The organism is Bradyrhizobium rifense (assembly GCF_008123425.1).
Classification (GTDB): Bacteria; Pseudomonadota; Alphaproteobacteria; order Rhizobiales; family Xanthobacteraceae; genus Bradyrhizobium; species Bradyrhizobium rifense.
The window spans coordinates 25,640-35,700 of record NZ_VSSS01000101.1 but is presented as its reverse complement, the minus strand read 5'-3'; the positions used below and the strand labels follow the sequence as shown (position 1 = coordinate 35,700).

General features: G+C 63.2%; 12 protein-coding genes, 1 tRNA gene and 1 pseudogene. 5 read left to right on the top strand and 9 right to left on the bottom strand.

Annotated features, from left to right (window positions below):
• Together FXB40_RS45935 and chpT are read right to left on the bottom strand one after the other, a co-directional pair.
• Positions 1-327 (bottom strand): Hpt domain-containing protein (locus FXB40_RS45935; protein ID WP_187437539.1); only part of this gene is annotated, 327 nt, incomplete at its 3' end.
• Positions 328-523: 196 nt separating this feature from the next.
• On the bottom strand, positions 524-1,177 hold the full coding sequence (gene chpT, locus FXB40_RS45930; RefSeq protein WP_148778848.1) for a histidine phosphotransferase ChpT: 654 nt from the start codon (positions 1,175-1,177) through the stop codon (positions 524-526).
• Positions 1,178-1,367: 190 nt separating this feature from the next.
• Between chpT and FXB40_RS45925 the strand changes: the two genes are divergently transcribed.
• A complete protein-coding gene (locus FXB40_RS45925; RefSeq protein WP_148778847.1) occupies positions 1,368-2,198 on the top strand; it encodes a 3'(2'),5'-bisphosphate nucleotidase CysQ family protein in 831 nt (276 codons plus the stop codon).
• On the opposite strand, the gene FXB40_RS45920 is transcribed toward FXB40_RS45925, so the two are convergent.
• Positions 2,188-2,673 carry a YHS domain-containing (seleno)protein gene (locus tag FXB40_RS45920; protein ID WP_148778846.1) on the bottom strand — a complete coding sequence of 162 codons (486 nt, stop codon included), beginning with the start codon at positions 2,671-2,673 and terminating at the stop codon, positions 2,188-2,190. The genes FXB40_RS45925 and FXB40_RS45920 overlap by 11 nt on opposite strands.
• Before the next feature lie 141 nt (positions 2,674-2,814).
• On the opposite strand from FXB40_RS45920, the gene FXB40_RS45915 reads away from it, so the two are divergent.
• The 4 genes from FXB40_RS45915 (at position 2,815) to FXB40_RS45900 (ending at position 6,403) form a co-directional block, all read left to right on the top strand.
• On the top strand, positions 2,815-3,423 hold the full coding sequence (locus tag FXB40_RS45915) for a DUF1134 domain-containing protein (protein WP_148778845.1): 609 nt from the start codon (positions 2,815-2,817) through the stop codon (positions 3,421-3,423).
• A gap of 118 nt (positions 3,424-3,541) precedes the next feature.
• Positions 3,542-4,840: a coiled-coil domain-containing protein gene (locus FXB40_RS45910; protein WP_148778844.1), complete on the top strand. Its 1,299-nt coding sequence runs from the start codon at positions 3,542-3,544 to the stop codon at positions 4,838-4,840.
• Between the two features lie 158 nt (positions 4,841-4,998).
• Positions 4,999-5,073, top strand: a tRNA-Val gene (locus tag FXB40_RS45905).
• Between the two features lie 316 nt (positions 5,074-5,389).
• Positions 5,390-6,403: a hypothetical protein gene (locus FXB40_RS45900; protein ID WP_148778843.1), complete on the top strand. Its 1,014-nt coding sequence runs from the start codon at positions 5,390-5,392 to the stop codon at positions 6,401-6,403.
• A 37-nt stretch (positions 6,404-6,440) separates the two neighbouring features.
• Here FXB40_RS45900 and FXB40_RS45895 read toward each other — a convergent pair whose 3' ends face one another.
• The 6 genes and pseudogenes from FXB40_RS45895 to FXB40_RS45870 all read right to left on the bottom strand — a co-directional run bounded on the left by FXB40_RS45895 (position 6,441) and on the right by FXB40_RS45870 (position 9,805).
• A complete protein-coding gene (locus FXB40_RS45895) occupies positions 6,441-7,118 on the bottom strand; it encodes an SNARE-associated domain-containing protein (RefSeq protein ID WP_148778842.1) in 678 nt (225 codons plus the stop codon).
• Positions 7,119-7,163: 45 nt separating this feature from the next.
• Positions 7,164-7,311, bottom strand: a pseudogene (locus FXB40_RS49760) (transcription elongation factor GreA); the annotation flags it as partial.
• Positions 7,312-7,335: 24 nt separating this feature from the next.
• Complete coding sequence (locus tag FXB40_RS45885) at positions 7,336-8,118, bottom strand: class I SAM-dependent methyltransferase (RefSeq protein ID WP_148778841.1); 783 nt, start codon at positions 8,116-8,118, stop codon at positions 7,336-7,338.
• 117 nt (positions 8,119-8,235) lie between these two features.
• Positions 8,236-8,718, bottom strand: coding sequence for a transcription elongation factor GreA (greA, locus tag FXB40_RS45880; protein WP_148778840.1), 483 nt, complete (start codon positions 8,716-8,718; stop codon positions 8,236-8,238).
• A 98-nt stretch (positions 8,719-8,816) separates the two neighbouring features.
• On the bottom strand, positions 8,817-9,296 hold the full coding sequence (locus FXB40_RS45875; RefSeq protein ID WP_148778839.1) for a hypothetical protein: 480 nt from the start codon (positions 9,294-9,296) through the stop codon (positions 8,817-8,819).
• 152 nt (positions 9,297-9,448) lie between these two features.
• A complete protein-coding gene (locus FXB40_RS45870) occupies positions 9,449-9,805 on the bottom strand; it encodes a hypothetical protein (RefSeq protein ID WP_148778838.1) in 357 nt (118 codons plus the stop codon).
• Positions 9,806-10,061 lie beyond the last annotated feature (256 nt).

The window sequence follows — 10,061 nt, the reverse complement described above, 5'->3', positions numbered from 1 at the left end:
GCCCTCGGGCTCGGCTTCGGTCGCCTCGAGGCCGGCGAGGATCTCCTTGATGCGGTCGATCGAGGACAGGATCAGCGTCACCGCCGGTCCAGTCACCGGCATGCCGTCGCGGAATTTGCCCATCAGCGTCTCGCCGGCATGCGCCAGCGCTTCAAGCCGCGGCAGTCCGAGGAAGCCGCACGTACCCTTGATGGTGTGGACCAGGCGGAAGATGTTATCCAGGATCTTGGCGTTGTTCGGCTCCTGCTCGAACTTCACCAGCTGATTGTCCACGGTGTCCAGGCTCTCGCTGGTCTCCGTCAGAAACTCCCGCAACAGATCATCCATGAAAACAGGCCTTCATACAGTGAGGGCACGCACGAATTGTGATGCGCCATTTCAGAATGGGGCCAGCTTCACCGCAAAGCGTTTAATAATGGTTGAGTATGTGCAAAAGAACGGAACCAACAAAGAGATAAGGCGCTCCGGACAAGCCGAAGCGCCTCGTAAAGATTTGATTAACGTCTAAGAGCGATAGGCGCGTTTACGAAGCGGTAATGATGATGGCTTCGCCCTCCAGCCTGAGCGTCACGGTGAGTCCGCAGGCCTGCGCCAACAGCCGCGTATAATAGGGCTGGATCGCGTGCGCATCGGCCGCCGGCCCGCGTTCGCCGCTCAGAAGCTCGGAGATGTTCTGCGGCAGGCGTGCGTTGTGTCCGGTCGCGGTGATGCGGAAGCTCATCGTCTCGCCCTCGCCGATCGGATCGATCGTCAGCGTGCCGCCGCGCGGAATCGTGTGCTGGGACACGACCAGCATATTGAGCAGCAACTTGACGCGATTCTTCGGCATCAGCAGCCGCGGCAGATTCCACGTGATCGTGCACTTGCCGTCCTCGATGTGGCCGCGCGCCATGGTCTGGGCGTCGCCGAGGTCGATCTGCGCGCCGGAGGAGCCGGCCGCGCCGAAGGCGAGGCGGCAGAACTGCAGGCGGGCGGAGGCCGTCTTCGCACTCTTGCGAATCAGGTCGAGCGCGAATTCGCGGTCCTCGGGCTTGGGATTGTCATCGAGCACCTCGAGCCCGTTGACGATGGCGCCAACAGGGCTGATGAGATCATGGCAGACCCGCGAACACAGGAGCGCTGCGAGTTCGAGCGCATCTGGAGCGGTGGCGGTACCGGGCGACTGAGCGTCAGACATAAAGGGTTCCTGGAATTGCACGGCACGGACGCGGCGAATCACGCATGGCTTGACGGATGCCGCGGGTTCTATCATTCGCCAGCCCGTGGCAGCTAGCTTGCGATAGGTTCGAAGCGGCCATAAGGCACGCAGGCGAATCAGGTGAAGAGAGGCGAGACTTGCCAATCCGAGATTTGCCAATGAATGAGGCATGCAGGTGAGAATTATCGACAGCGAAGCCGCATCCCGGCTGATGGAGCCCCTGACCGTGCTGGTGGTTCAGGCCGGCGAGGCGATCCTCGCGGTCAACCGCACGGCGATGCGGGTCGACGGCAAGCATGACGGCTCGCCGGTGACCGAGGCCGACCTCGCCGCCGACCGAATCATTGCGGAGGGCCTGGCCCGGCTCGCCGGAGATGTGCCGTCGCTCTCGGAGGAGCGGTGCCAGCTCGCCTCGCCGCCGTTTCGCGGCAGCTTCTTCCTGATCGACCCGCTCGACGGCACCAAGGAGTTCGTCGCCGGGCGCGACGAGTTCACCGTCAACCTCGCCCTCGTGACCGAGGGCGTGCCGCTGCTCGGCATTGTCAGCGCGCCCGCGCTCGGGCTGCTCTGGCGCGGCATCGTCGGCCGCGGCGCCGAGCGCGTGACATTTGACGGCACCAGGATTGGCGCTGCCGAGCCGATCCGGACCCGCAAACTGCCCGGGCACGGCGAGCCCTGGGTCGCGGCGGTGAGCCGCTCGCACGGCGACCCCACGAGCGAAGCCTTCATCGACCGCCGCCCCAACGCCGTCAGAAAGACCTGTGGCTCGGCGGTCAAATTCGGCCGGATCGCCGAGGGCAGCGCCGACATCTATCCCCGCTTCGGGCCGACCTCGGAATGGGACGTCGGGGCGGGCTGCGCCGTGGTCACGGCAGCCGGCGGCAAGGTGACCGACGGCAAGGGCGGCGCGATCCGGTTCGGCGAGCGTGGCGACACTGGCTTCATCATCCCGGCGTTCGTCGCCTGGGGCGACGCCGGGGCGGTCATGCCTACTGGCTGAGCTTGTCCTGAAGCGCCGGCCAGCGCTTGCCGACTTCATACAGGAAGCGCTCGGGGTTGGCGGCGAAGGCGTCGCGGTTGTCTTCGCGGCTGAACAGATAGAGCCGCTGCTCCGCGATCACGAAGAAGCGCGGGTTGCCGGCGACGACGACCCCGCGCGCGATATCGGCCGGGTCATAGCCGCCGAACTGCGGGCCGTAGATCTCGGGATGGGCCATGAAGGAGGCGCGGTTGCCCTCGTTCCGGAACCGCCAGACTGCGCCCCAGAGGTTGGCCTCGAACTCCGCCGTCCCCTGCCTGGGGTTGCCATCGACGAAATAGGCCACGGGATCGAAGCCTTCGATGGCGACACCCGAGAAGCGATTGACGACGATCCGCTCAGTGGTGGCAGCCTGCGCCGGCAATCCGGAGCAGGCGAGCCAAATGCTTGCCAGCAGGCAGACCAGACGGCCGATCAAGGCAATTCCGGGGCGCAAAGGGCTATCTTCCTGCCGTTGTGCCGTCATAGTTGCTGCGGATAACATCCGAGTCGAGGGGACATCCGGTGCAACCTAGAACCGTGCCTGTTGGCGTCAGGTTAAGGGAAGCGGACCGGAATCGATACCAGGGGTTCTTTTATGAATTTCGCATCACGCCTTGCCGCAGTGGCGCTCGTAGCGCTGGCTGGCTGGATCGTGCCGGCCTCCGCCCAGACGGCCGCGCCGCCGCCGGACCTGCCGCCGCCGCAGCGGACCCCGACGCCCAACACCTATGGGCCCGACGAGCTCGTCACCGCCGGCCACCGCTTCTTCGGCAACGTCTCGCGCGGCCTCGCCTCGATCATCGAGAAGGCGGTCAGCCAATGGGGCCTGCCGAACGGCTATATCCTGGGCGAGGAAGGCTCCGGCGCGTTCGTCGCCGGCCTGCGCTATGGCGAAGGCACGCTCTACACCAAGAACGCCGGCGACCTGCGCGTCTACTGGCAGGGTCCGTCGCTCGGCTTCGACTGGGGCGGCGACGGCGCGCGCACCATGACGCTGGTCTATAACCTGCCCGCCACCAACGCGATCTACCAGCGCTTCGCCGGCCTCGACGGCTCGGCCTACATCATCGGCGGCTTCGGCATGACGGCGCTCACCGCCAACAACATCGTGCTGGTGCCGATCCGCTCCGGCCTCGGGCTGCGCCTGGGCGCCAATATCGGCTACCTCAAATACACGCCGAGGGCGACCTGGAACCCGTTCTAGGTCCGCTCCTCCCCTTCGATTCCGGATTCACGTTAACAACAGGGCGGGGCTGGCTTTTTGCCGGTCCGCCATGCATTGTCCTTGGTAAATTTTTCCTTAGCTCTCGGAGTTCTGATCCATGGTCGAACCGATCATGTACCTGGCGATCGGTTTCCTGCTGTCGATGCTGTGCGGGCTTGCCATCGTGCCGCTGGTGCATAATCGCGCGGTCCGCCTGACCACGCGCCGGCTCGAGGCCGCCACACCGCTGTCGATGGCGGAGATCCAGGCCGACAAGGACCAGCTCCGCGCCGAGTTCGCCATGTCGGCGCGCCGGCTCGAGATGAGCGTCGACCAGCTCAAGAACAAGACCACGAGCCAGCTCGCCGAGCTCGGCAAGAAGAGCGACGCCATCAACCGCATGAAGATCGAGCTCGGCGAGAAGAACGCCACGATCTTCGCGCTCGAGGCGCGCGAGAAGGCGGTGAAGGAGCAGCTCCGCGCCACCGAAGAGGAATTCAACGCCAAGACCGCGTCCTTGCGCGAGGCCGAGATTGCGCTGAGCAACAAGCAGGGCGAGCTCGCCAAGATCAACTCCGAACTGTCCGACCGCTCGATGATGGCGGAGAGCCGCCAGGTCGAGCTGGTCGCGGTGCGCGCCCAGATCGAAGAGCTGAAGAACCGCGTCGGCGATGCCGAGAAAGAGTTCACCGCCACGCAGGCGCGGCTGACGCAGGAGCGCGTCGAGTCGGAGACCGCCTCGCGCGAGCTTGGCGATGCGCGCGGCCGCGTCGAGAATCTGAGCCAGCGCGTCACTGAGCTCGATCGCCAGCTGATCGTGCAGGTCAAGGAGGCCGAGATGCTGTCCGGCCGCGTCGCCGATCTCGAAGGCCGCCTCGCCACGCAGGGCAAGCTGCTCGCCGAGCGCGACTATGAGAACAACCAGCTCCGCCAGACCAATGAGAGCTCCGAGCGCACCATCAAGGAATTGCGCGTCGAGGTCGCCGGCTTGAGCGGCGGCAAGTCGTCGGCTGCGTTCGAGGCGATGCGCGCGGAAAAGGCCGCGCTGGAAGAGCAGCTCGGCACCGCACGCGACGAGCGCGCAAAACTCCAGCGCGACATCAATGCGATCCAGCAGCAGGCGGAGAGCTCCTGGGCGACCGAGCGCATGGAGAACGCGCTGCTGCGCGAGCGCATCAACGACATCGCCGCCGAGGTGGCAAAACTCGCGATGCAGCTCGAGGGCCCGAACTCGCCGATCGAGGCGCTGCTGGCAGCCGAGGCCGGCCAGCCGCCGAAGCAGGCCGCCCGACCGACCAATGGCGTCGCGACCAATGGCGCGGCAGCAAGCCCCCTCCCCGAAGGTGGCGGAACGCTCGCCGAGCGCATCCGCGCGCTGCAGGCCCACGCCTCCCGCGCCCGCCAGCAGGGCGCGTAAGCGGCCCAAAATCCGGCCTCGCCGCCGGATTGGGGCACCGGCGAAGGTTTTCCGGCCTCAAGCCGCCTGAAAACTTGACACTTCTAGCCCGCACTTCTAAATCGCGGGCTCCGATGCGCCGGCCGGCCGAAAAGTCCGGCCGTCGGCATGATGGTTACGGGTGCATAGCTCAGCGGGAGAGCGTTCCCTTCACACGGGAGAGGTCCAAGGTTCGATCCCTTGTGCGCCCACCATCCATCCTCCTGAACCATACTGGTTGCGGACGATGCCCGCACGGGGCGACTTTTGGTCACCCGTCCCGTTGAAATCTCGAAAACAACCCCATGCACAGTAGCCGAATTCTGTCGGATCAATGGGTTGCGCCTTTTCCGAAAATCGGTTGACGCGTCGGGCAAAACACCGGCATGATGGCATGATCCGGGAAGGGGTCCACCGGACGATGAGGCCACAACCTAACGTCTCCGCCGTACTATCGGCTCAGGAGCGCTTAGTTCACCGAGATGGCGTTCGCGCCATTGCGCAAGGCGCTTATTCAACACGCAGTATCGCATGACCGTGGAAATGCTCGACCGTTGGCGCTGCCAAGCATGCCGCCAAAGTCCGATTGCGGAGGAAGTTGGCGACGACGACCATCAAGAAGCATACCGAGTGTGCCCTGACTGCGCTAATCGTCTACGACGACTCGCCCTCCGACCGATCGAATGGTTCAATCTCGCTGCGGTACATGGTTGGAACAAATTCCTGCTACATGATGATTTTTACGATCAGGATGGATCCGCAAGCCAACCGGACGCTGCCGACTACACGACTGAAGGGATGGAAGCGCCAACCCCTGAAATGTGCGCCAAGTCGCTGGACCGTCTGATTGACTATTGCATCACGCGCTGGCGCCTCAGCCGCCCAGATTTCGAAGCGTTCGGCCCATTCGCAACCAGCGACATTCTCGCGAGCCTTCAAGAGCGCGCCGAGATGGGCAATCGACACGTCCTGAAGACGGCCCTTGAACTGTGCGCAAATGTGATCGGAAGCTCGGCTGCTCCATGGGTGCACGGACAATGTGAAAGGGCTCGCCGCGACAACGCCCTGTTCGCTTGGGCCGAGGCTGCTGCCAAATGCTTGCCGTCCCCAGAGGGGCTTCACATGACCATTGATGCATTGAAATCCTTACGTGGGCGCGACTTGCAGAATGACATGGCAGCGCTCTCCTGGTTTCGCTCGCCCGAAGTGCTGGATTGGATCGAAGCTAATGCTCCATTCGAGAATGTCTCGGCCTCATGGGGACAACTCGCGTCGCTCTCCAATCTATATTGGGTCAGAGCCCAGGACTGGCTTGCAAAGCGCCGTCCACTAAGCCTTGTCGCCCTGGATGCGCTCGCCTGCTACATTCCGCACCAGGGACGGGCACCGATCCTGAATCGGATCAATCCGATGTTAAAGGGCGGCGTGGATCGATCAGCGATAGAACGAACTCTTCAGAACTACGCGTCTGACGACGACGCCTCGCGCGTCGTGGCCAGATGCAGATTTATCATAGGCAATCTGGACAAGCTCCACGTCGAGTGAGCGATTGCAACGTGGCTCACTCAATAACGGATCAAACTCAAGCAGCCCGGGCCGGCCGCCAGGCCGCATAGAGACCGACGAGGGTCCCGATGGCGACCAGCGCTGCCGCAAGCAGCACCTGCAATTCCCCATCATCGGTGGCGCCGACCGACGACACGAGTCTGGTCACGACGACGAACAGAATACCCACAGAGGCCGCAGCACCCACGCTGAGATAGCCGAGCTCTCGCGCCAGGTTCCGGCCGAGAAGTCCGAGTGCCGTGAAATACATCGCGCAAGCGTTGGGATGAACGAACAGGGCAACGCGCGCGTAGGGACCGTAGGCGTCGAGGAGTGACTCACACCGGCTCAGTGCCGCCTTCGAAGCAACCCGCTGCAAAAGCGGCCTGAAAAAACGGGCTTGTCCGTAACTCAGAACCGCGCCCACGATGATGGCCAGCCACGCCACGATGAAAACGGAGACATCCGCGGGCTTCGGATTGAGCGCCACGGACATCAGGATCAGCGCGGTTCCGGGAAAATAGCCGAAATACGGGAAGACCGACTCCAGCAGCACGCAGACGAAGATGAAGACCGGAAACCATGACGAACCGGTCGCGTCCTGGACGATGGCATTCAAATCGAACAGGTTCGTCTTATACAGGACGAGGTACATGCAAATGGCCAATCCGGCCAACGCGTAAAACGGCAACGCTCCCGACAGAAATCGTCTCATTCGACCATCATACGTTGTTTCGCGACACAGCGGAGACCATCGATATCAGCTCGACCCGATCGGCGCGATCTCGATCTCCTGCGCGCCCGCCCCCACGATATCGCCGACCGCTTTCCACATCGGCGACTTCGCGACTGGAGATACGAACGAGAGCGGCCCCGTCTTTCGGGGCCGCTTCGTCCTCTCCAATGACTACGTACATCCGCCCACGCCAGCATCACGCCGACGGAAACGGATTCGCGGCCTTGGTGTATTTGAGCGCGCCGATGCCAAAACCTTCCTGGCTGCGGCTTTGAACGAATTCCTTGTGCTCGTAAAACGGCGACAATTCGCGCCACAACTGCGGGACGCCGCCGGCCCAGGCGCTGGTGTTGCCGCTGGACTCGCAGATGTCGTGGAACAGGATGATTCCGCCCTCCCTGACGTAATGCCGGTAGCAGAGAAAGTCCTGCTTGACGCCCTCGTAGCGGTGATCGCCGTCGATGAACAAGGCGTCGATCAGCCTGCCGTTCAGGAACTTCTCGACCCGCTTGACGGTGTCATCCGCGTAGGACGGCATGTCGAAGAAGGTCCATTGCTGCTTCGGCGTCGCAAGCAGCTTCAGCATTTCCTTGTTCTTCACGTGGAGATCGATGCAGATCATCGTCTCCATCGTGGGAAGAAATCGTCCGAACAGGAGCGAGGTTCCGCCGTTCAGCGTACCGATTTCAACCACGAGCTTCGGAGCGGACGCTGCGATGTAGTCGAGGGCCGACGAGATCTCCGTCTCGATCTGGCAGGAGCCCGTGCCCATATGCTGCTTGGTGAAGTCGATGACGTCCTGCACGCTCGATCCGCGCTTGTACTCGCCGATGATCTCGTCGCGCTTCTGGGTATTGAACTTGAGGCGTAGTGCAGGCCCGCTATCGGCCAGCCGCTTCTTGATTTGTCTGACCGCGAGAACAGCGGGATGAAACTTGAGTTCCGTTAGACGCTCATTGAAGGCCTTGCTCAACGACATTATCGAACCTCACTTCATGCAGAGTTGCCCGACAGCTCCAAATGCTAGGATCGTTTCAAATCTTGATCAACTTAAGGTTTTTGCTTGACAGCAGGATGAACCAGGAAGCCCGGATCGCTACCCGATCTCGATAAGCTCGATCTCTTGTGTTCCCGAGCCGACGACGTCACCGACGGCCTTCCCCATCAGCGACTTCGCGACCGGCGAGACGAACGAGATCGACCCCGCCTTTGGATCGGCTTCATCTTCCCCGACGATACGATATGTCTGCACGCGGCCGTCGGCGCGGCTGAACGTCACGGTGCTGCCAAAGGCGACCGTCTCGTTCGACGCCGGATTGGGAACCAGTTGCGCCGTGCGCAGCCGTTCGGTCAGATAGCGCACATCGCGCAAGGGCACGGCCGACTGCCGGCGCTTTTCGTTGACATCATCGATGGCTTGCGCGGCTTCATAGGCCTCGCGCGCTTGCTGGAGCTGCGTCTGCAGCGCCTGCAAGCCTGTTTCGGTCACGAGGTTCGGATGCGGCGAGATCGGGCGATCCGGCAGCAATGTCTCGGAGGCGGTCTCGGCGCTTTCTTCTTTGGTAAAGGCGACGCTCAATTCGAATATCCTGTCGAATAGTTCTGGAGTGACCACCGCGCCATCACACCGCGATCCACCGAAATGAACCGCGCCGGGCCGCCGGCGATCGTCCCTCATTATATCTCAAGTTCGACGAAACGGCGGAGCTTGAAGACGAGATCGGGCAAAGCCTGGCGGAACCGGGTCGCGTTCTGGAACGTGGTCGAGAACGGCGCGAAGGTGATCATGGCGTTCCAGTGCCGATAGCCGTAGACCGTCACCGAGACGCCGGACGCCGGAAAATCCTCGATCTTACGCAACTCGCCGAGCACGAGATCGGCAATGGCGTCCGCCGGCAGAAGCCGCTTGCCGTCCGGCGTCAGGGGCGGACCGGGCGCAACCGGCTTCGGAGCCACCGCCGCCCGATTGGACGCGTCCTGGAGCTTCGGAGACTCCGCTTCCGGGATTTGCGCCAATTCCGCAATCGGTGCGGCCGCCGGCGCGATCGGCATGAAGTCAGCAAGCGGCGGCGGGTGGGCTACCTCTGCGCGCTTGTTGCCTCCCAGGATGCTGCTGATCATGGCTACAAGGCCAGCATCCCTCCCATCGTCACTCATCACGGCTTCCCCCCGGCTTGGCCCAGTCTAACACCGGAACCGCAGACCGCCACAGGGGTCAGCCGATCAGATCGCGCCATCGTTCCCGCATGGCTTCCGTCGGTTCCACCGCGGCGCAAGACGGGGAGCCCGTCGCGCCGCGGTGTGATCGGCTACTGCTTCTCGAACGGAATATATTGCTGGTACTGCTTCGGCACGGAGCTGCGATAGCGCGCCGGAACGGTGCCGCTGTCGACCGAATGGTCGATCTCCTGCTGCCGCGTCATCTTCTTCTTCGCGGGCTTCTTCTCGGCACTCTTCTTCGAACCGGCCGGCGCTGTCGAATTGTCGGTGGTCGCAGCCGGCGTGGCGGTTGCGGCCGGCGCAGTGGTCGCTGCAGGCGCCGTCGTGGTGGCCGCGGCGGCCGGTGGCGTGCCGCCTGCGGCGGGCGCGCTCTGCGCCAGCGCGAGCGATGTCTGCATGATGAGCGCCAGTGCCGCGGTCGTAGCCAGCAAATATGATTTTTGCATCAGAACCTCCAAAATGCCTGATCACCAATGACGGAAGCGTAGTCCCGCGGGATCGACGCGTGCAAGTGCACCGAAGATAGGCGGGACCCTGGCCGCAAACTGTGGCCGAGATCACATTGTCCACCAAGGCCTGGCCCACGACGGCTTGCGCATCATAAGGCGATGCCGAACGCCGCGCACGCGCGGAGACCAGGACGCGAGCGACAATGTGTCGGGCGAGTCCCGGCACGCGCGAGGGCGATCGGATATGGCATTT